Annotated in this window: 19 protein-coding genes; 10 read left to right on the top strand and 9 right to left on the bottom strand. The window is 68.7% G+C overall.

What is annotated here, in order from left to right; genetic code table 11:
- Positions 1-17: 17 nt before the first annotated feature.
- The 3 genes from KY661_RS09910 to KY661_RS09900 form a co-directional block, all read right to left on the bottom strand.
- Positions 18-2,156, bottom strand: a complete 2,139-nt coding sequence (locus KY661_RS09910) for an alkaline phosphatase D family protein (RefSeq protein WP_225409971.1) — start codon at positions 2,154-2,156, stop codon at positions 18-20.
- Positions 2,157-2,297: 141 nt separating this feature from the next.
- Positions 2,298-3,380: a recombinase RecA gene (recA, locus tag KY661_RS09905; RefSeq protein ID WP_225409970.1), complete on the bottom strand. Its 1,083-nt coding sequence runs from the start codon at positions 3,378-3,380 to the stop codon at positions 2,298-2,300.
- A 134-nt stretch (positions 3,381-3,514) separates the two neighbouring features.
- Positions 3,515-4,327, bottom strand: coding sequence for a hypothetical protein (locus KY661_RS09900; protein ID WP_225409969.1), 813 nt, complete (start codon positions 4,325-4,327; stop codon positions 3,515-3,517).
- A gap of 147 nt (positions 4,328-4,474) precedes the next feature.
- Here KY661_RS09900 and KY661_RS09895 point away from each other — a divergent pair, with 147 nt between their 5' ends.
- Positions 4,475-5,413 carry a serine/threonine-protein kinase gene (locus tag KY661_RS09895; RefSeq protein WP_225409968.1) on the top strand — a complete coding sequence of 313 codons (939 nt, stop codon included), beginning with the start codon at positions 4,475-4,477 and terminating at the stop codon, positions 5,411-5,413.
- 77 nt (positions 5,414-5,490) lie between these two features.
- On the opposite strand, the gene glmS is transcribed toward KY661_RS09895, so the two are convergent.
- From glmS to KY661_RS09880, 3 genes are all read right to left on the bottom strand, one after another.
- Positions 5,491-7,326, bottom strand: coding sequence for a glutamine--fructose-6-phosphate transaminase (isomerizing) (glmS, locus tag KY661_RS09890; RefSeq protein ID WP_225409967.1), 1,836 nt, complete (start codon positions 7,324-7,326; stop codon positions 5,491-5,493).
- A 158-nt stretch (positions 7,327-7,484) separates the two neighbouring features.
- Positions 7,485-8,873 carry a bifunctional UDP-N-acetylglucosamine diphosphorylase/glucosamine-1-phosphate N-acetyltransferase GlmU gene (glmU, locus tag KY661_RS09885; protein WP_225409966.1) on the bottom strand — a complete coding sequence of 463 codons (1,389 nt, stop codon included), beginning with the start codon at positions 8,871-8,873 and terminating at the stop codon, positions 7,485-7,487.
- Positions 8,874-8,906: 33 nt separating this feature from the next.
- A complete protein-coding gene (locus tag KY661_RS09880; RefSeq protein WP_177241286.1) occupies positions 8,907-9,077 on the bottom strand; it encodes a hypothetical protein in 171 nt (56 codons plus the stop codon).
- A 135-nt stretch (positions 9,078-9,212) separates the two neighbouring features.
- On the opposite strand from KY661_RS09880, the gene KY661_RS09875 reads away from it, so the two are divergent.
- Complete coding sequence (locus KY661_RS09875; RefSeq protein WP_075005095.1) at positions 9,213-9,995, top strand: TatD family hydrolase; 783 nt, start codon at positions 9,213-9,215, stop codon at positions 9,993-9,995.
- 116 nt (positions 9,996-10,111) lie between these two features.
- Here the strand turns inward: KY661_RS09875 and KY661_RS09870 are convergent, their stop codons facing one another.
- Positions 10,112-10,384, bottom strand: coding sequence for a hypothetical protein (locus KY661_RS09870; RefSeq protein ID WP_225409965.1), 273 nt, complete (start codon positions 10,382-10,384; stop codon positions 10,112-10,114).
- Positions 10,385-10,664: 280 nt separating this feature from the next.
- On the opposite strand from KY661_RS09870, the gene KY661_RS09865 reads away from it, so the two are divergent.
- The 5 genes from KY661_RS09865 to KY661_RS09845 all read left to right on the top strand — a co-directional run bounded on the left by KY661_RS09865 (position 10,665) and on the right by KY661_RS09845 (position 14,892).
- Positions 10,665-10,895: a hypothetical protein gene (locus KY661_RS09865; protein ID WP_225409964.1), complete on the top strand. Its 231-nt coding sequence runs from the start codon at positions 10,665-10,667 to the stop codon at positions 10,893-10,895.
- Positions 10,896-10,908: 13 nt separating this feature from the next.
- The gene (locus tag KY661_RS09860; RefSeq protein ID WP_263436859.1) at positions 10,909-11,835 is read left to right on the top strand and encodes an amidohydrolase family protein; all 927 of its coding nucleotides are present in this window, start codon (positions 10,909-10,911) and stop codon (positions 11,833-11,835) included.
- A 136-nt stretch (positions 11,836-11,971) separates the two neighbouring features.
- On the top strand, positions 11,972-12,349 hold the full coding sequence (locus KY661_RS09855; RefSeq protein WP_075004499.1) for a response regulator: 378 nt from the start codon (positions 11,972-11,974) through the stop codon (positions 12,347-12,349).
- 66 nt (positions 12,350-12,415) lie between these two features.
- Positions 12,416-13,234: an ABC transporter ATP-binding protein gene (locus KY661_RS09850; protein WP_225409962.1), complete on the top strand. Its 819-nt coding sequence runs from the start codon at positions 12,416-12,418 to the stop codon at positions 13,232-13,234.
- Positions 13,231-14,892: a hypothetical protein gene (locus KY661_RS09845; protein ID WP_225409961.1), complete on the top strand. Its 1,662-nt coding sequence runs from the start codon at positions 13,231-13,233 to the stop codon at positions 14,890-14,892. Before KY661_RS09850 ends, KY661_RS09845 begins: the two co-directional genes overlap by 4 nt.
- Before the next feature lie 7 nt (positions 14,893-14,899).
- On the opposite strand, the gene KY661_RS09840 is transcribed toward KY661_RS09845, so the two are convergent.
- Both KY661_RS09840 and KY661_RS09835 read right to left on the bottom strand, forming a co-directional pair.
- A complete protein-coding gene (locus KY661_RS09840) occupies positions 14,900-16,036 on the bottom strand; it encodes a DUF819 family protein (RefSeq protein ID WP_225410124.1) in 1,137 nt (378 codons plus the stop codon).
- A 16-nt stretch (positions 16,037-16,052) separates the two neighbouring features.
- Positions 16,053-17,375, bottom strand: a complete 1,323-nt coding sequence (locus KY661_RS09835) for a pyridoxal phosphate-dependent decarboxylase family protein (protein WP_225409960.1) — start codon at positions 17,373-17,375, stop codon at positions 16,053-16,055.
- A gap of 140 nt (positions 17,376-17,515) precedes the next feature.
- Between KY661_RS09835 and KY661_RS09830 the strand changes: the two genes are divergently transcribed.
- The 3 genes from KY661_RS09830 (at position 17,516) to KY661_RS09820 (ending at position 20,549) form a co-directional block, all read left to right on the top strand.
- Positions 17,516-18,004: a PilZ domain-containing protein gene (locus KY661_RS09830; protein WP_075004495.1), complete on the top strand. Its 489-nt coding sequence runs from the start codon at positions 17,516-17,518 to the stop codon at positions 18,002-18,004.
- 28 nt (positions 18,005-18,032) lie between these two features.
- The gene (locus KY661_RS09825) at positions 18,033-18,794 is read left to right on the top strand and encodes a ParA family protein (protein WP_225409959.1); all 762 of its coding nucleotides are present in this window, start codon (positions 18,033-18,035) and stop codon (positions 18,792-18,794) included.
- Between the two features lie 66 nt (positions 18,795-18,860).
- The gene (locus KY661_RS09820) at positions 18,861-20,549 is read left to right on the top strand and encodes a glutamine--tRNA ligase/YqeY domain fusion protein (RefSeq protein WP_225409958.1); all 1,689 of its coding nucleotides are present in this window, start codon (positions 18,861-18,863) and stop codon (positions 20,547-20,549) included.
- The last annotated feature ends 1 nt before the right edge of the window (position 20,550 follow it).

Here is a 20,550-nt window from a genome sequence, read left to right as displayed (position 1 = left end):
CAAAGCCCCTGTCAGGCTCAGAGGGTGGAGATCTTCCCATTCTGGATGCGCAGATCCTGCCGGGTAAACCGGTTGCGCAGCTCGCTCTCGCCCCGCTGCGAGTAGTCCTTGTTCACCTCACTGCCGGGAATGAGGTGGAAGGCGGCCAGGGCCTCGCCCGCGCGCACCTCCAGCACCACGAAGCCATGGGCCTCGGAGTTGGAGAAGACGATGTTGGGGTTGCCCGCCTTGAGCGTCGGATCCAGCTCCGCGATGGCGTAGCGGTAGAGCGCGCTGCCCTCCGCGTAGCCCGCGCCCATGACGGCCGTGCCCGCGAGATCCTTCACCACCCCGGAGGAGATGGCCGGCGTGGTGAGCGCCGGGACGTTCTCCTCCACCGAGGCGTACGAGGCGTGGATGTCCCCGGAGATGAAGAGCGCGTTCTGCGCGTTCGCGGCCACGTACTGCAGCAGATCCTTGCGCTTGGTGGGGAAGCCGTCCCACCCGTCCGCGTTGAAGGTGAAGCGCTGGCGCAGCGTGGCGTCCGGGATGTCCGTCTTGCCGCGCAAGTCCCAGATGAGCGGCGTCAGCGACACGGAGCTGACGATGATCTTCCAGGTGTTCTGCGCGGTCAGCCGCTCCTTGAACCACGCCTCCTGGGTGGCGCCCAGCACGTTCTCGCTGGCCCCCTGGGAGGTGGCATAGCGGTACTGCGCGTACAGGTCGAAGGTGTCCTTCACCACGACGTAGCGCGAGCCCCGGATGTCGAACAGGCCCACCTTGCCCATGTGCACGTAGGCCATGCCCCGGGGCTGCTTGTCGGTGGGGATGGAGTCCACGCCGATCTGCGCCAGCACGGGGTTGACGTACGCCAGGGCCAGGTTGCCCTTCACCCACATGTCCGCCTTGCCCTGGGGGTCGTCCGCCCCCGCCTGGGTGGCGAGCTGGAGGTACACCTGGCGCAGCGCGCCCTTCACCTGGGCGTACTGGGGCTCATCCACGTTGATGTAGGCGAACTGCTCCGAGGCAAACGCCGGCGCGGCGCCCAGGGCCTCCAGCGTCGGCGCATCCATCACCACCGTGCCCGGGTAGGCGTCCTCGGCGATGAGGTGGTCGGGCCGGTAGGTGCGGTAGTCCGTGACGATGAGCTTCAGGTGCTTGCCGAACTCGAAGTCCCGGTAGATGCGCGTGTCCGGGAACCGGGGCTCGCTGCCCACGTCGATGGCCCCCTGCGCCGCGCCCGTGGGGGTGGCGTCAATGGGGATGAACTCGAAGAAGGCCTGCTCCGCGTGGCGCCGCCGCTCGTTCTGCACCTCGGAGCGCTTCTCGTCCTCGTACGTGGCGTGCGCGCCCCAGCAGTCGTCGGAGAACTCGTGGTCATCCCACATGACGATGAAGGGGTAGCGCTCGTGCACGCGCTGGAGCACGGGGTCCGTGCGGATGAGCTTGTACAGGTCCCGGTAGTTGGAGAGCGACGCGGCGGCGTAGTACTCGAAGATGCCCGTGCGCTGCACGAGCGCCCCTTCCGGCTCGCTGAAGCGCACGCCGCGCAGGGAGTTGGTGGACTGGAAGGCCGGGTCGCCCGTCGTCTCGTACACGTAGTCCCCGAGGAACATGACGAAGTCCAGCTCCTCGTCGAGCTGCAGCAGCCGGTTCCACGTGTTGAAGTAGCGGCCCACGTAGTCCTGGCAGCTCGCGAAGGCGAACTTCACCGGCACATCGTCCCCGGCTGCCGGCGCGGTGCGTGTGCGGCCCACCACGGTGGAGAAGCGCTCGCCGCCGTGCGCGTACAGGAAGCGGTAGTAGTAGGTGGTGCGCGGCTTGAGGTTCGTCACCTTCACCTTGAGCGCATGGCCGTGCGCCGCGCGCGCCACCACCTCGGTCTGCAGCACGAGCGTGCCGAAGGACTCCTCCTCGGACACCTCCAGCGTGAGCGCCGTGTCGTCCCCCGTGTGCTCCGGGTCCACCGCGCGCGTCCACAGCACCACGCTGTCGGGGCGGGGCTCGCCAGAGGCCACCGACTGGGGGAAGTACGCGCGCGACCGGTCCGAGGCGCTCACCGATGGCGCATCGTCACCACAGCCAAACGCGGTCGTCGCGGCGGCCGCGACAATGGACTGAAGAATGGTGCGGCGATGCAGTTTCTGGGACAAGGAACCCTCCAGTGCGCGGGCCATGCGGCCTTCGCGGGCGCGCAAGTCTATGGCGCTTCCCTTGTCCAAGGACAAAACATCCGTGTGACGCGCCGCGCCTCGAAATGAAGCGGGGCGGCCCCCCTTGCGAGGGACCGCCCCAGGAACTTCACACGCGGCGTCAGCTTACTTCACAGCCTTCACGCGCGGACGCTTCTCACCCTCACCCGAAGGCTCAGGCTCGTCCGGTACCGCGGCGACCGCGGGCTTGGTGACGCCGTACTTCTCGAGCACGCGCGCTTCGATCTCCTTGTAGGTGTCCGGGTGCTCGCGCAGGTAGTCCTTCGCGTTCTCCCGGCCCTGACCGATGCGCTCACCCTTGAAGGCGAACCAGCTGCCGCTCTTCTCGACGATGTTCTCGTTGGAGGCCAGGTCGATGAGGTCTCCCTCGCGCGAGATGCCGGTGCCGTACATGATGTCGAACTCCACCTCCTTGAAGGGAGGCGCGACCTTGTTCTTCACCACCTTCACGCGGGTGCGGCTGCCCACCACGTTCTCGCCATTCTTGATGGCGCCGATGCGGCGGATGTCCAGGCGCTGCGACGCGTAGAACTTCAGCGCGTTGCCGCCCGTGGTCGTCTCCGGGTTGCCGAACATGACGCCGATCTTCATGCGGATCTGATTGATGAAGATGACGCACGTCTGGCTCTTGGAGATGGTGCCCGTGAGCTTGCGCAACGCCTGGCTCATGAGGCGGGCCTGCACACCCATGTGCGCATCGCCCATCTCGCCCTCGAGCTCGGCCTTCGGCACCAGCGCCGCCACCGAGTCCACCACCAGCACGTCGATGGCGCCCGAGCGCACCAGCATCTCGGCGATCTCCAGCCCCTGCTCACCGGTGTCCGGCTGGCTGAGCAGCAGGTCGTCGGTGCGCACCCCCAGCTTGCGGGCGTAACCCACATCCATGGCGTGCTCCGCGTCGATGTAACCGCAGATGCCGCCGCGCTTCTGCGCCTCGGCGACGATGTGGAGGCACAGCGTCGTCTTACCGGAGGACTCCGGCCCGAAGATCTCGATGATGCGTCCCTTCGGAACGCCGCCCACGCCCAGCGCGATGTCGAGCGAGATCGAGCCCGTCGAGATGGCCTGAATGTCACGCAGGAGCGGCTCGTCCTTGCCGAGCCGCATGATGGAACCCTTACCGAACTGGCGCTCGACGGCGGTCATCGCCAACTCGATCGCCTTCTCCTTCTCTGAATTCACGGCCATCTGACTACTCCTCCAGTTGTATGCGGTGGGCCACCCCGGCCCACCTGAACCCGCGTTCAGAACGCGGCACGCTTTAATACGCGTTGGGTAGACCCTAGTCCACCCCTCTGACATGCGGGTGGACACAGAACACTTCAGCTCTCGCGGACAGCGATCAGGAGACAGGCCACCAGCCCTGCCAGCCCGGACAGCAGCCCAGCATAACCGGGCGAAAAACCTAGAAATATTTCGGTCACGGACACCAGCAGCAGCACGGCCAGCCCGCCGTAGCGCAGCGCGGTTTTCGGGGCGCTCAGCAGCACCGGCACCAGCGCCGCCAGCAGCGCGCCTACCTGCAGCGTGACCTGCGCGGAGAGGGTGCCCGACGTCAGCAGCTCCAGGGCCACCTGCCCGGCGGCCCCCCCTCCGGCGATCGCCGCGGCGGCCGGCCTGGGGCCCAGGCCTGGGGCGGAAGGCGCCGCCGGCGGGGAGGCCCGGAGCCGCTCCAGGTCCTCGGGCCGGACCTCCAGGGCATAGGGAAAGCCCAGGGAGAGGAGCCCCTGGAGGGCGGCCTCCACGCAGGCCTGGCCCTTCTCATCCTCCAGGCCTTCGAGCATGCCGCCCTCGATGAGCCGGTGGAACACATCGGCCACGGGCCGGCCGCCCTCGCCGTGGGCCAGCTGCGCCAGCGCCTGGTTGATGCGCCCTGCCAGGCGCCGCTGCTGCGCGTCCCGCTCCTCCCGGTGGGCCTGCTCCACCAGCGCCATCAGCGGCAGCGGGAGCCCCAGGGGCGGGGTGGGGCTGGTGGGCGGCAGGGAGGAGCCTCGCTCCCGGGAGGCCGGCACCGGCGCCTCGGCCGCCGGGAACTCGCCCGGCAGCAGCTCCTGCGGGCCGGACGCGCCGTCCCCCTCCTCCTCCCGGAAGGAGCGCTGGGCGGAGGGCTGCGGGGGGCGGGAGCGGGTGGCCACGCCAAAAACTGTAGCCGCGGCCCCCCATCGGCTTCAAAGCGCAGGAGGCCCGCAACTTCCGGAAGGCAACGTGAAGCCTCTCCTTTCTTGAGGAGATGAGATGGAGACAGTTCCGGACGTGGCCCCGCCTGTGGCTTACTGGGGCGCGTGCAGACGGGCTCCGCCAAGACCGTGGAGGTTCCCTCCCGGAGGTACGGCCGGTACCGGCTCCGCTCGCGCCTGGGCGAGGGAGGCATGGCCGAGGTGTTCCTGGCGGACGCGGTGGATGCGCGGGGCCAGCCCTTCTCGGTGGCGCTCAAGCTGATGCGCAAGGACGTGTCCGTGGAGGCCTTCGCGGACGAGGCGGACCTGATGGGCGTGTTGGATCACCCCAACCTGGTGCGCAAGCTGGAGGACGGAGAGGCCTTCGGGCGGCCCTACATCGCCATCGAGTTCCTGTCGGGCGGAGACCTGGACCGGCTGCTGCGCGTCCACGAGCGGCTCGGCCGCCGGGTGCCCCTGGGCATCGCCCTGCACACCTGCATCGAGGTGCTGCGCGCGCTCTCCTACTTCCACCAGGCGCGCACGCGCAGTGGCCGGCCGCTGGAGCTGGTGCACGGCGACATCACCCCCTCCAACATCTTCTTCTCGGGCGAGGGCGAGGTGAAGCTGGGCGACTTCGGGGTGGCCAAGGCGCGCGGGGCCACCATCGGCCCGCAGGACGGCATCCTCGCGGGCAAGCTGCACTACCTCGCGCCGGAGCAGACGCGCGGCGAGCCGCCCATCCCCGCCTCGGACTTGTTCGCCCTGGGCATCGTCCTGCACGAGCTGGTGGTGGGCGTGCACCCGTTCCTCCGGGAGGAGACGGACGAGGCGCGGGTGATGGCCGCCATCCGCGCGGGCAAGCTGCCCCTGCTGGACTCGCTGGACCGGCCGCTGGCGCTGATCCTCCGCCGCGCGCTCGCGCCCGATCCGGCCAGCCGCTACCACACGGCGGGGGAGTTCGCCGGCACGCTCTTCACCTGGCTCCTGGACTCGGGCCAGAGCCCCTCCCGGCAGCACATCCAGGACTGGCTGAAGAAGGTGTCCGGCCAGCCCCTGCTCTAGACGCGGCGAAGCCCAGGGCTTCCGCGGACGGAAGGCACCTGGGCTCGCCTGATCCCCCTGTACCGTGAGGCCGGGGGCTACTCCACCGTCACGCTCTTGGCGAGGTTGCGCGGCTGATCCACGTCGTTCCCGCGCATCTCCGCCACGTGGTAGGCGAGCAGCTGCAGCGGGATGGTGGAGACCACCGGCGCCAGCAGCGCGCACGCGGCCGGGATGCGAATCACGTGGTCGGCGAGGCTGTCCACGTGGTGGTCGTCCTCGTCGATGATGGCGATGACCTTGCCGCCGCGGGCACGCACCTCCTCGATGTTGCCGATGATCTTCTCGTACGCCACGTGCGGCTGCTTCGGGGCGATGACCACCACCGGCATCTTCTCGTCGATGAGCGCGATGGGGCCGTGCTTCATCTCACCGCCCGCGTAGCCCTCCGCGTGGATGTAGGAGATCTCCTTGAGCTTCAGCGCGCCCTCGAGCGCCACCGGGTGCATGGGGCCACGGCCGAGGAACAGGAAGTCCTGGGCGTTCATGAACTCACGCGCCACGCGCTTCACCGCAGGCTCGCACTTGAGCACGTCCTCGATCATCTTGGGGATCTGCGTGAGGTGCGTCAGGTGCTCCTGCGCCGCCTTCACGGTGAGGGTGCCGCGCATGCGGCCCAGCTTCACCGCCAGCATGTAGAGCGTGACGAGCTGGGTGGTGAACGCCTTGGTGGACGCCACGCCGATCTCCGGCCCGGCGTTGGTGAGCACCGAGATGTCCGCCTCGCGCGTCATCGCGCTGCCCATCACGTTGCAGATGGCCAGCGACATGGCGCCCCGGGCCTTGGCCTCCTTGAAGGCCGCCAGCGTGTCGGCCGTCTCGCCCGACTGGCTGATGGCGATGGCCAGGTGCGAGGGGTCCACGATGGGGTCGCGGTAGCGGAACTCGCTGGCGAGCTCCACCTCGACGGGGATGCGCGCCAGCGACTCGATCATGTGCTTGCCGGCGACGCCCGAGTGCCAGGACGTGCCGCACGCCAGGATGGTCACCTTGGAGATGGTGCGCACCTTCTCGGCCGACAGGTTCCAGCCCTCGAAGTGGATGTCGCCCTCGGACAGGACCATCCGGCCGCGCAGCGTGTCCGCGATGGCGCGGGGCTGCTCCCAGATCTCCTTGTGCATGAAGTGCTTGTGGCCGCCCTTCTCCGCCATCATCGGCGTCCAGTCGATGCGGCGCGTGGGGCGGTTCACCTTCTGGCCCTGGCGGTTGTAGATGTCCACGCTCTGGGCGGTGATGACCGCCAGGTCACCCTCCTCCATGTAGACGAAGTCGCGCGTGTGCTCGAGCAGCGCCGGCACGTCGCTGGCCACGAAGTTCTGCCCCTGGCCCAGCCCCAGCACCATGGGGGAGGCGTCCTTGGTGCAGATGATGCGGTTCGGATCATTGGAGGTGACGACCGCCAGGGCGTACGTGCCCTTCACCTGCTTGATGGCCAGCCGGACCGCGTCCGGAAGGTCCACGCCGCGCTCCAGCTCGTCCGAGATGAGGTGGGCGAACACCTCCGTGTCCGTCTCCGAGGAGAACACGTGGCCCTTGGCCCGCAGCTGCTCCTTGAGCGCCAGGTGGTTCTCGATGATGCCGTTATGCACCACCGCCACGTTCTTGTAGGTGTGCGGGTGGGCATTCTCATCCGAGGGCCGGCCGTGCGTGGCCCACCGGGTGTGGCCAATGCCGAGGGTTCCCTGGGGCGGTTCTTGGGAGACGCGGCTCTCCAGATTCTTCAACTTGCCGGTGGCGCGCACCACGTTGAGGGTGTTGCGCCCCACCACCGCCACCCCCGCCGAGTCATACCCCCGGTACTCCAGCTTCTTCAGACCGGACACCAGGATGGGAGCAGACTCCTTGTCACCCACGTAACCAACGATCCCGCACATATGAATGAACCTCTCCTTCTCACGCCCTCGCCCATCGGGATGATCCGTGGGCTTCCCGAACCACTGTCACGCTGCGCTGCGATCAACTTCTGAGCAAGAGCCGCGCCACATCCTAGCGCAGCCTGGGCAGTCCACCTAACCGCCCGAAACTCCTAGACTTAGCCCTGTTTTTCCTTCTTCCGGGCCACCCAACCCTCCTTGTTGACCTGTGGAGATCGGGAGACGGCGAGGCTTCCAGGCGGTACATTTTTCGTCACGGTAGTGCCCGCACCGACATACGCACCGTCGCCCACGGACACTGGCGCCACCAGCTGTGTGTCCGAGCCGATGAACACCCCGTCCCCCAGTTCGGTGAGGTGCTTGTTCACCCCATCGTAGTTGCAGGTGATGGTGCCCGCACCCACGTTCACCTTGGAGCCGATCTTCGCATCCCCCAGGTACGCCAGGTGGTTGGCCTTGGAGCCCTTGCCGATCACCGCCTTCTTCGTCTCGACGAAGTTGCCCAGGTGCACCTCCTCCGACAGCTCCGTGCCCGGACGCAGGCGCGAGAAGGGGCCGATGACGCAGCGCTCGCCCACCTTGGCCTCCTCGAACACCGAGTAGGGCTTGATGGCGGTGCCATCCGCCACGCTGGAGGCGGTCAGCACGCTGCCCTGGCCGATGGTGACGTTGCGCCCCACCACGGTGCCAGCCGTCAGGCTCACCAGCGGCCCCAGCTCCGTGTCGGCGCCAATCGTCACGTCCTCGTCGATGAAGGTGGTGGCCGGGTCCTGCATGCTGACGCCCGCGCGCATGTGGCGCTCGTTGATGCGCTGCTGCATCACCCGGGCGCGCGCCGAGAGCTCCACCCGGTCGTTCACCCCGGCGGTCTCGGTAGCGTCCGCGTCGATGGAGGCCACCGGCCCCTGCCGCGCCGCCATCTCCACCAGGTCCGTCAGGTAGTACTCGCCCTGGGCGTTCTGCGGGCGGATCTCCGAGAGCGCCCGCCACAGGAAGGACGACTCCACCAGGTAGATGCCCGCGTTGCACTCGCGCACCGCGCGCTGCTCCGGGGTGCAGTCCTTGTGCTCGACGATGCGCGTCACCTTGCCGCCCTCGCGGATGACGCGGCCGTAGCCGGTGGGGTCCTCCAGCGTGGTGGCCACCAGCGACAGCGGCCCCTTGCCCGCCTCGTGCGCGGCGACGAGGGCCTCCAGCGTCTCGCGGCGCAGGAGCGGCACATCGCCATAGAGGATGAGCACGCGGCCGGAGAACTCCTTCAGCGCCGCTTCCGCCGAGCGGACCGCGTCCGCGGTGCCCCGCTGCTCCTTCTGGAGGGCAAAGCGCAGGGAGGCCGCCGGGAAGTTCGCCCGGATGGCCTTCTCGACTTCAGACGCCTGGTGGCCGACGACGGGCACCAGCGGAGAAGCGCCCAGTTCCAGGGCACGCTTCAAAGGATAGGCGCAGAGGGGCTTGCCCAGGATGGGGTGAAGGACCTTGGCCTTCTCCGACTTCATCCGGGTGCCCTTGCCAGCACACAGCACCACCGCCGCTAAGGGAGAGGACATGCGGCGCAGAAATAAGGAGCACTGAAGGGATCGTCAACCGTGGGAGGGCTCGGACTTCTCCTTGTCCTCTCCCGGCCCCGTCCGAACATCCACGGATAAACCGCCCGCTACAACCCGGATGCCGAAGCGCGGTTTGAAGAACACCTTGATCTCCTGCTCCTGGGCCGGCGGACACTGCGCGGGCTTGACGGCGGTGGTGCTCATAACCTACCCCGATGGGCGACGCCTGATGTTTCCACTCTGTCTGGATTCTTACAGCCGTTCAAGTTCAAAACTTCTATCACGCTGAAATTTCTCTGGGAGGGGGGGAATCCCACCCAGCCGTGAAGTGAGGTGGCCGTGCCCGAGCTGTTGCCCCTCTTCGATGCGCACCTCCATCCCGAGTCCTTGAGCGACCAGGATCTCGAGTCCATGCGCTTCTTCGGGGTGGAGCGGGCCCTGGTGGTGGCCCACCACTTCGCGGAGCCCACCCCCAAGGCGCTGCGGCTGCACTTCGACAACCTGGTGGGCCGGCAGCTGCCCCGGCTGGAACGGCTGGGCATCCGCGCCTACGCCGCGCTGGGCGTCCACCCGCGCTGCATCCCCCGGCGCGGGCTGTCCGAGGTGCTCGCCAGCCTGCCGGACTACTTCCAGGGGGGCCGCGTGGTGGCGCTGGGCGAGACGGGGCTGCACGGGGGCGGCGAGGAGGAGGAGGAAGCCTTCCTGGAGCAGCTCGCGCTGGCCCGGCGGCTGAAGCTCCGGGTGGTGGTCCATACACCTACCCAGGACAAGGAGCGCCACACCCGGCGCATCCTCACGCTGCTGCGCACCGCGGGAAACCTGCCCTCGCGGGTGCTGGTGGATCACGCCACGGCGCGCACGGTGGGACCCATCCTGGGCTGCGGCCACTGGGCGGGGCTGACACTGCACCCGGAGGCCCTGAAGGCCGAGCGGGCCGTGGTGCTGGTGCGAAAGCTGGGCAGCGAGCGGCTGCTGCTCAACTCGGATGCCGGAGATGGGGCGGGCGACATTCTCGGCCTCGCCCGGCTGGCGCGGCTGCTCGCCAAGGCCAATCTTTCCGAACGGGTGGTGCGCCGGGTGGCGTACGAGAACGCCGAGCGCTTTTTTCAGGTCCACTCCTGAAAAATCCAAGGCTTGGCCGCACCGCGTTGTAAAAGACAAGGCCCCGCGTCAGAAAAGACGCGGGGCCCTGAGATTTTCAACAGTCAACACAAGCCCTGTCCCGAAGGACAATGGCCTCAGTGAACGCTCTCTGCCGCGGCACCGGGCTGGAGGGTGACGCCCTGGGCGTCCGGGTGCATCTGGACCTGAACCGGAATGCCCTGACGCCGGTACTGGGCCAGCGAGTCTTCCACCTCGTCCAGCAGCCCCTGGTAACGCTCATCGAGCTCCACCGCGATGAGCAACATCGTCTCGCCGGCGACCTCCCCATCGGGACGGAACATCCGGCATCGCTGGAACCGCGCCCAGCGACCATTCTGCATCTTCACCAGCTCGCCGTCGTAAGCCATGCGCAGTCCCCAGTTCGTTAAGTGGGATGGCCAGACTCTAAGCACGAATTAACTTCGCGTCACCCCCCCACTTGAAAATTCGTCAAACCCCAGGCGATTCGGGCCCTTGGCAGCCCTCCCACCGGGCTTTTCGAGGGGAGGAGACCCCTCAAAGGCCCGTTTCGTAAATTTGCCGCTTTGTAAATCTGTTGAGATCGACTTGCCGCGGCACCTACAGCGGCCCTGCGACGCGAGGGCAGCTGGGTGGCACCGTCGCGACACATCCCCTAGATTGAGGCGGATGAAGTTGCCCCTGCTCTTCCGCCGCGACAAAGCCATCCGCCCAGGCGAGGAGCCCCAGGCGCAGATGGAGAAGTTGCTCGCCGAGTCCCTCCGGACCTTGGGCCAGGTGTGCGCCAAGGTCGCGGACCTCATCGAGGCCCAGCGGCTGGAACGGCAGGGCTACTCCCAGCAGAACCACTTCCTGCGGCGGGTGGATCAGGAGCCCTCCTCCCCGCCCAAGAAGGAGTAACGGGGGTTCGCCTATGTCCTCCGGTGACGTTCCGGCCTGCCTCGGTCCCACCCCTGGGTGGTTGGGAACGCCCTTGGTGGCCCTGAACGATGCGGAGGGGCCCCGGCTGCCCGAGGGGCTGCCCCCGGTGGTGGATGCCCACGTCCACCTGTTCCCGGACGGCGTCTTCGAGGCCATCTGGCGGTGGTTCGAGAAGTACGGCTGGCCCATCCGCTACAAGCTGCACACCCCCCAGGTCTTGGACTTCCTGCTGTCGCGCGGGGTGAGCCGGGTGGTGGCGCTGCACTACGCGCACAAGCCGGGCATGGCCCGGTTCCTCAACACCTATGTGGCGGAAGTCATGCGCGCCGAGCCGCGCGTGGTGGGCCTGGCCACGGTGCTGCCCGGCGAAGAAGGCGCGCGGGACATCCTCGCGGAGGCGTTCGCCGCGGGGCTCCAGGGGGTGAAGCTGCACTGCCACGTCCAGTGCTTCGCCCCGGATGATCCTGCCCTCCACGAGGTGTACGCGGCGTGCGCCGAGGCGGGGCGGCCCCTCGTCATGCACGCGGGACGCGAGCCCTCCAGCCCTCATTATAAATGCGAGACCCATGCGCTCTGCTCGGCGGAGCGGGTGGAGCGGGTGCTCCGGGACCACCCCCGCCTGAAGCTGTGCGTGCCCCACCTGGGGGCGGACGAGTTCGGGGGCTACGAGCGCCTGCTGGAGCGCTACGACACGCTCTGGCTGGACACCACCATGGCGGCGGCGGACTACTTCCCGATCGCGCTGCCCCGCAGGACGCTGGAGGTGCGCCCCGAGCGCATCCTTTATGGGACGGACTTCCCCAACCTGCCGTATGCTTGGGATCGCGAGCTGAAAACCCTGCTAAGCTTGCGCCTGGGGGATGAGGTGGAGGCGGGAATCCTGGGGCAGAACGCCCTGCGGCTCTATGGTGCCCCCTAGCCCGGAAAGTGCATGGTTCCCGGGCCAAAACCTGTTGAAAAACGGATCCCCCCCTTCCGTATTTCAAGGGGAGATCCCATGTTGCGGTCCATAGAATCACGCCAACCCCCACTGGCTGTCTGACCGAGGCACCAACATGTCTCACATCCTGGTCGTCGACGACGACGCGAGCCACCGCACGCTCATCTGCGATGCCCTGGAAGAACTGGGCTATCGCACCGTTCAGGCGGCCAACGGCCGCGAGGCGCTGGACCTGCTCGAAGGCGACATGCCTGGCGCGGTGTTGTTGGATTTACGGATGCCCGTGATGAGCGGCTGGGGCCTCCTGGATGCGCTCAAGAAGATGCCCCGGGCGCGCGGGCTGCCCATCATCATCATCTCCGGCTACGGCTTCGAATGGGAAGCGGAGCTGGTGGGCGCCGCCGGCTACATCTCCAAGCCGGTGGACCTGGACAAGGTGCGCATGACGGTGCAGCAGATCGTCGGGCCGCCCGAGATGTCTTTGATGCACTGAGGCGATGCACTGAGACGAGGGGGGATTGCCGCGCAGGGCACGGCCAGCCGAGACTTCCGGCCACCCATGCCGCACTCCCCCACGGCCCTGGCCGTCGACGCCCGAGGGCTCATCAAACGCTTCGGGAGCTTCACGGCGCTCAACGGGTTGGATCTCCAGATTCCCCGGGGCGCCTTCTACGCCTATCTCGGTCCCAACGGCGCGGGCAAGTCCACCTCGCTGGCGCTGCTCACCGGCGTGTACGGCCCGGATGCGGGCTCCATCACGCTGCTGGGCCTGAACGCGGTGCGGCACCCCCTTCAGGTGAAGAGCCGCATCGGCATGGTGCCCGAGGAGCTGAGCCTCTTCGAGCGGCTCACCGGGCGCCAGTACCTCACCTTCTGCGGGCGCATGTACGGCCTGGAGGGGGACGAGGCGGCGGCGCGGGCCGCGGAGCTGCTGGAGCTCACGGAGCTCACGTACAAGGCAGGCGCGCTCGTGGCCGAGTACTCCAAGGGCATGCGCCGGCGGCTCGCCATCGCCGCGGCGCTGATCCACGCCCCGGAGCTGGTGCTCCTGGACGAGCCCTTCGAGGGCATCGACGTGCTGGCCGCGGGCGTCATCCGGGAGCTGCTGCGGGAGCTGAGCCGCCGGGGGGTGACGCTGCTGCTCACCACGCACGTGCTGGAGATCGCCGAGCGGCTGGCCACCCACGCGGGCATCCTCCGCGGCGGGAGGATGCTGGACCAGGGGCCCGTGGGCGAGCTGCTGGGCCGCCATGGCACCGGCTCGCTGGAGGCCCTCTTCGAGAAGCTCATCGCCGTGCCCGCCGCGCGCAACGCCCGCCTCTCCTTCTACGGGGAGGTGCCCGGCGAGGCGGCGGCCCCGCGCAAGGAATCCGCGTGAGCCCGCCCCGTGCGCCCGGCTTCTTCCGGCACCTGGGGCTGCTGTGGGGCCTGCGGCTTCAGATCGGCCTCAACCGGGGCGCGGGGCGCCCCCACCGGCTGCTGGCGGTGGCCACGTTCCTGCTCTCCAGCGCCCCGGCGGTCTTCTTCGGGCTCGTCTTCTTCGGCCTCATGCGGTGGCGGCCCGTGGCCTCGAGCAACGTGTGGCCCTACTTCCTACTCAACCTGCTGTGCTTCGTCACGGCGGCGGTGTGGGTGGCGTGGCCCCTCCTGTCCGCGGGGGTGGATGACCACTCGGAGCTGAGCCGGTATGCCCCCTTCCCCATCTCCCCCTTCCGGCTGCTCATCGCCTCCACCGTGGCGAGCCTCTTCGAGCCCCGGGCGCTCGTCTTCTACGCCCCGCTGACGGGGGCGGCCCTGGGCTATGCCTCCGTGAACGGGCTCCGGGCGCCCTGGCTCGCGGCCCTCAACTACGCGCTGTTCGCGCTGCTGTGCGCCGCGTGGAGCCGCGTGGCGCTGCACGCCGTGCTCAACGTGCTCCGGGAGAAGCGCAGCGCGGAAATCCTGGGCAGCGGCTTCGCCCTGTTCCTCTTCGCCGCCTCGCTCATTCCCCCCATCGACACCTCGTGGCTGACGGCCGTGAGCGAGGCGGGGGGCATGGACGCCCTGGACATGAGCCTCATCACCAACGCGGCCATCGCGCTGAGCCGCGTGCCGCCGGGCTTCTTCGGGGACTCGCTGGGGCAGCTCGCCCACGGGCGCGTGCGCATCGCCCTGGCCGAGGCCTTCGGCCTGGGGCTGTTCGCCCTGGTGGGCCTGGCGGTGGCGTACGGGCTGCTCCTGCGCTTCCACCGCCAATCCGGGCGCGCGGGGCATGCCCGCAAGGAGTCCGGGGACCGGAACCCCTTCGCCCGGACGGGGAGCCGGTTCCGCACGCTCGTGGCGCGCGAGGCGCTGGACCTGTGGCGCAACCCCCGGGCGCGGCTGCTCCTGTCCGTGCCCTTCGTGCTGGCCATCCTCCTGAAGCTCCTGTCCGGGCGGGCGCTCTTCGCGTACCTGCTGGGGGACTCCGCGGATGCGTGGCTGATGGGAGGCCTGGCCGTCTACGGCGCCATCGTCATCTCCTCCACCTTCTCGCAGAACACCTTCGCCTATGACGGGCAGGGCTTCGCCGTGTTCCTGGCGGCGCCCGTGGACCTGGCGGAGGTGCTGCGCGCCAAGAACCTGGTGCAGGGGGTGGCGGGCCTGGGCATGGCGCTGCTCGTTGGCCTCTTCTACCGCGTGTACTTCGGCCACGGCTCCTGGGTGGACTTCCTGTGCGCCATGGCCTCCGTGGCCGCGCTGGTGCCCCTGACGCTGGCGGCGGGCAACTTCCTGTCGCTGTACTTCCCGGTGAAGTTCCACGCCAGCCTGCAGCGGCGGGACAAGCTGCCCCTCATGGCCTCGCTGCTCGGCATCGCCGCCGCCGCCCTGGGCAGCATGCCCTTCGGCTGGGCGATGAAGCTCGCGGGCAAGTCCGGCCCCACGCTCCAGACGGTGGCGATGATCTCCCTGAGCGCCGGGCTCTACGCGGGGCTCTACCGGCTCGTCCTCCCTCTGGCGCTGCGCCGGCTGGAGCAGCGCCGGGAGCTCATCCTCCGGGCGGTGACGCGCGAATAGCGCGGCCTCACTCCCCCGCCAGCCAGCGCAAGCCCCAGGCCGTCGCGAGCCCCAGGTAATTGCCCAGCGCCAGGCCCGCGAGCCCCAGCGTGAGCCCCGGCCCCACGAGGGCCCGGTTGCGCAGGGCCGCCGTCACCGGGCCAATCAGGGCCGGGCCGTAGATGGTCGCCGTCGAGCACACGAGCGTGCTGTCCACGTCGATGCGGAACAGCGCCGAGAGCGCCACGTGCAGCACGATGGCCAGCCCCATCACCGCCACCACGAAGAGCAGCAGCGTGACGCTGCCCCCGCTCAGCATCCGCAGGTCGGCCAGGGAGCCCATGGCCACGCAGAAGATGAGCAGCACGTACTCCCCCAGCTCATACGTCCCCACGAGCGCGTGCACGCGCCTGGACAGGGACACCGCGATTCCCAGCGAGGTGATGAGCAGCAGCGCGGGGCCCGCCTCCAGCTTCTGGAACACGAGCAGCGTGGCCCCGAGCCCCACGGCCACCAGAACCACCGAGAGCCCGAACCCCAGGGCCATGTCGCGCAGGTGGGACTTCGTCCACGTGCCGAGGGACTCCCCCGGGTGCGCGAAGGGCTCGGCGTGCGCCAGGGCGGTGAAGGGCCGCATGAAGCGCAGCAGCACCCGCTGCGCGAAGGTGAGCAGGAAAAGGAGGTAGACGCCCCCCGCGGCCAGGTCCGCCGTGTTGAGCAGGATGAAGGTCTCGTTGTGGGCCTCCAGCACCCGCCCGATGGCGGCCATGTTGGCGGTGCCGCCCACGTACACCCCCACCAGCATGCCGGCGATCTTCCACCACTCGGGGGTTTCTCCCCGGAAGCCCCAGCCGACGAGGCCCGCGGCCAGGACCGCCGAGACGCACGCCAGGCAGAAGGAGATGAGCAACGGCCGCGCGAGCTTCGGCCACCCCCGCACGTTCGCGGAGAACAGCAACAGGGGGATGGCCAGCGGGACCGCGGCTTCGCTCACTTGCATCGAGGCGGCCTGGGACAGCTTCACCCCGGGCAGGTTGGCGGACAGGAAACCCGCCAGATAACAGAGCGTCACCGGGCCGAGAACCTTCGCCACGCGGAACCGCTCCCCCATGCGGATGGCCAGCAGGGGGAAGAGCAGGAAGAACACCACCTGGAAGGCCGTCATCGCCACGCGCACCGCCTCAGCTCCGGTCGAACACGCCGTCCAGGAACTCCATCAGGAAGCCGTCCACCTGCTTCGAGTCGGGGATGGCGCCAACCATGCCGTACATGGCCGCGCTGCCCTCCGGGGCGGGCTCTCCCGCGGCGAGCCGCGACGCACACTCCCGCAGGTCCGCGAGCAGGGGCTCCACGATGCGCTCGTGCGACGGGGTCAGCATGCAGTGCAGCGCGGGCGGGTTCTGCTGCCGGTCCATCTTCCAGCCGCGGGCGTCCATCGCATCGCCCAGCTCGTACACGTTGAGCGACTCCGAGCTGAACGCGAAGACGCCGATCTGCGGCTTGCCCAGCACCCGCAGGCCGGGAATCGCGTGGATGCCCTCGGTGAGCGTCCGCATGGCGGAGAGGACGCGCCGTGCGTTCTCCAGGTAGCCCTCCTCGCCCAGGTACTGCATCGCGGCCCAGGCGGCGGCGATGGCGCCCCCGGGGCGCGTGCCCGTCATGGACGGCGAGGCATACAGCCCGCCCGGCCACCCGCCATAGGCATAGAACTGGTGCCGCCGCAGGGCGCGGTCGCGGTAGAGCACCACCGAGGCCCCCTTGGCCGCGTAGCCATACTTGTGCAGGTCCGCGGACAGCGAGGTGACGCCCGGCACCTCGAAGTCGAACGGGGGGATGTCCTGGCCGAGCTTCTTGGCGAATGGCAGGAAGAACCCGCCCAGGCACGCATCCACATGGAACAGCAGCCCCCGGGACTGGGCCAGCGCGGCCAGCTCGGAGATGGGGTCCATCACCCCGTGGGGGTACGGGGGGGCGCTGCCCACGATGAGCGCCGTGCGCGGGGTGATGAGGCGCTCCACGTGCTTCACGTCCACGCGGAAGTCCGCGTCCAGGTCCGCGTGCAGGATGTCCACGTCGAAGTAGTGCCCGGCCTTCTCGAAGGCGGGGTGGACCGACCGGGGGACGATCATCTCCGGGCGGGCGATGCCCTTCTCCTCGCGTGCCCACTGCCGCGCGGCCTTCACCGCCATGAGGATGCTCTCGGTGCCCCCCGTGGTCATCGTCCCGGCCACGTCCGCATCGCCGTGGAACAGCTCCGCGGCCATGGACACCACCTCGGACTCCATGCGGCGCAGGGACGGGAAGGCCAGGGGCGACAGCCCGTTCTCGGACATGAACTCGCCGTAGGCCTCCTTGAGGAGCGCCGAGTGCTCGTCATCCACGTGGTAGACGAGGCTGAAGGTCCGCCCATCCTTCCACCGCGCATCGTCCGCGCGCAGGGTGCGCAGCTCCGCGAGCACCTCCTCTTTCGAGCGCCTGTTCTTCGGCAGCGGCTTCGACGTCATCCCGTCTCCTTCACGCATTTTGTACCGCTCCCGGCGCCTCCCACGTCAGAATGGAAAGAGCTGAAAGGAGCGCCAGACCCCAGGGCCGTGCACCCATCGAGAAGGTGCACTTCCGTGTCCGTGGCGCATAGCATCTGACCATGAGCATCAACGCTTGGCTCCAGGAATTCCGGGCACTCCACAAGAGGGCCCGTCAGAAACAGCTCAACGACGAAGAGAAGCAGCTCTACGTCATGGCCCGCGAGCAGTTCGCCCGCGCGTTGACCGCGGCCCAGGGGATGACCTTGCGGCCCGGGGAGATGGCCCGCCAGACGTTCCGCGTCGCGCAGGCCATGCAGATTGAGCTGAGCCTCAACACGGGCATCGTGCGCGCCATGACGCTGGACATCTCCAAGGGGGGCTTCTCGGTGGTGCTCACCAAGCCGCCCGGGGAGAAGGAGCTGGTGGGCTACACGCTGCGGATGCCGGACGGCATGGACCCCGTCATCGGCCGCGCCCGGGTCATCTCCTCCAAGAAGCAGATTGGCAACTACCGGCTCTCGTTCGCCTTCGAGGGCATGTCCGAGTACGACCAGGACCGGCTGGAGATGATCCTCTTCGACGCGGCGCTGTCCCGCATCCCCTCTTGAGCCTCCCCCCGTCTTCCGTCAGGGCGTCATGCCGATGATCGCGTTCTCCACCATCAAGGGTGGAGTCGGAAAAACCACCCTCTGTGTCCACGTGGCGGCGGCCCTGGCCGATGCCGGGCACCGGGTGCTGCTGCTGGACCTGGACCCCCAGGCCCACGCCTCGCTGGTGCTGGGGCTGGAGCCCGGGGACATTCCCTGCGTGGGGGATGCGCTCGGCCCCCGGCCCCGCCGCCGCCTGGACGAGGTGGTGGTGGCCTCCGCCAAGCGCCCCACCCTCTTCATCGCCCCGGCCCACCCGCGCATGGCGGCCCAGGAGCGCGAGCTGTTCCAGTGGGGCCACCGCCTCCAGGCCCTCCCCCGGGCCCTGAAGACGCTCGGCTGGACCCCGGACGTCCTCGTGGTGGACACGCCCCCCAGCCTCGGGGCCTACACCGAGGCGGTGCTCCACCACGCGGACGTGGTGGTGGCCCCCGTGCCCACCGGGGCCTTCGCGCTCCAGGGGCTGGGGGAAATCGAAACCGCCTGGAAGGACCTCCGCGAGGGGGGCGGCGAGTTGGTGGCGGTGGTGAACCTCTGGGACCGCCGCACCAAGGCCACCAACGACGCCATGGACGGGGCGCTCCAGGAGTCCACCGTGCCGGTGCTGCCCATGCGGATCCCCCGCTCGGAGGCCATCAACCAGGCGGGGCTGGGCTACGAGGTGGTGTTCGATACCAGCCCGGGCTCCCCCGGCGTGGAGGAGCTGCGCGCCCTGGCCGCCGAACTGGGCCGCCGGGCAGGCCTGCGCTGAGGATTTACGCCGGGTGAACCTCGTTCCCCTTGCCGAGGCTGGAAAGCTCCAAGAGGATGCCGGGCCATGACGACGACCAGCGAGTCGCAAGGCCAGAACTTCCTTCAGGAAATCATCGAGGAGGACCGGCGCGCGGGGAAGCACGGCGGGCGGGTGCACACCCGCTTCCCCCCGGAGCCCAACGGCTACCTGCACATCGGGCACGCCAAGGCCATCTGCCTGAACTTCGGCCTGGCCCAACAATACGGCGGCAAGTGCAACCTGCGCCTGGATGACACCAACCCCCTCACCGAGGACACCGACTACGTCCAGTCCATCGAGCGCGACGTGAAGTGGCTCGGGGGCGAGTGGGACGACCGGAAGTTCTTCGCCTCGGACTACTTCGAGCAGCTCTACACGTTCGCCGTCTCGCTCATCCAGCAGGGCAAGGCGTACGTGTGCAGCCTCACGGCGGACGAGATCAGCCAGTACCGGGGTGACTTCAACACCCCGGGCCGGGACAGCCCCTACCGCACGCGCTCCGTGGAGGAGAACCTGGACCTGTTCCGGCGCATGCGCGCGGGCGAGTTCCCGGACGGCACGCACACCCTGCGGGCGAAGATCGACATGACCTCGCCCAACCCGGTGCTGAGAGACCCGCCCATCTACCGGATCCGCCACGCGCACCACCACCGCACGGGCGACACGTGGTGCATCTACCCGCTCTACGACTTCGCCCACTGCCTGTCGGACGCCATCGAGGGGATTACCCACTCCATCTGTACCCTGGAGTTCGAGAACCGGCGGGTGCTCTACGACTGGATCGTCGACAGCCTCATCAAAGGGGACCGGCCCTACCAGTACGAGTTCTCGCGCCTGAAGCTCACCTACACGGTGATGAGCAAGCGCAAGCTGCTCCAGATGGTGAACGAGGGGCTGGTGTCCGGCTGGGACGACCCGCGCATGATGACCATCAGCGGCCTGCGCCGGCGCGGCTTCACCCCGGCCTCCCTGCGGGACTTCGCCACGCGCATCGGCGTGAGCAAGACGGACAGCTGGATCGACATGAGCGTCCTGGAGCTGTGCATCCGGGAGGACCTCAACGAGCGCGCCCCCCGGGCCATGGCGGTGCTGCGGCCGCTCAAGGTCGTCATCGAGAACTACCCCGAGGGCCAGAGCGAGGAGTTGGAGACCGCCAACCACCCGAACAAGGAGGAGCTGGGCAAGCGCAAGCTCCGGTTCGAGCGGGAGCTGTACATCGAGGCGGATGACTTCATGGAGGAGCCCACCAAGGGGTTCTTCCGGCTGGCGCCCGGCAAGGAGGTCCGCCTGCGCTCGGCGTACTTCATCAAGTGCGAGCGGGTCATCAAGGACGACAAGGGCCAGGTGGTGGAGCTGCGCTGCACGTATGATCCGGCCACCCGGGGCGGAGACTCGCCGGATGGGCGCAAGGTGAAGGGCACCCTGCACTGGGTGCCGGCCAGCGCGCCCGTGGCGGAGGTGCGGCTGTACGACCGGCTCTTCTCCGTGGAGCACCCGGACCGCGACAAGGACAAGGACTTCAAGACGTTCCTGAACCCGAACTCGCTGGAGGTGCTCTCCAACGCCCGCGTCGAGCCCATGCTGGGCCAGGCGGCCCCCGAGGCCTTCTTCCAGTTCGAGCGGCTGGGGTACTTCAACGTGGACTCGAAGGACTCCCAGCCAGGCAAGCCCGTCTTCAACCGCACGGTGACGCTGAAGGACTCCTGGGCCAAGGAGCAGGTGAAGGGCAAGTAGA

This window comes from Allostigmatella hybrida, from assembly GCF_020103775.1.
Taxonomy (GTDB): domain Bacteria; phylum Myxococcota; class Myxococcia; order Myxococcales; family Myxococcaceae; genus Hyalangium; species Hyalangium aurantiaca.
The sequence above is the reverse complement of the archived record's forward strand: the minus strand, read 5'-3'. Positions and strand labels throughout refer to the sequence as shown.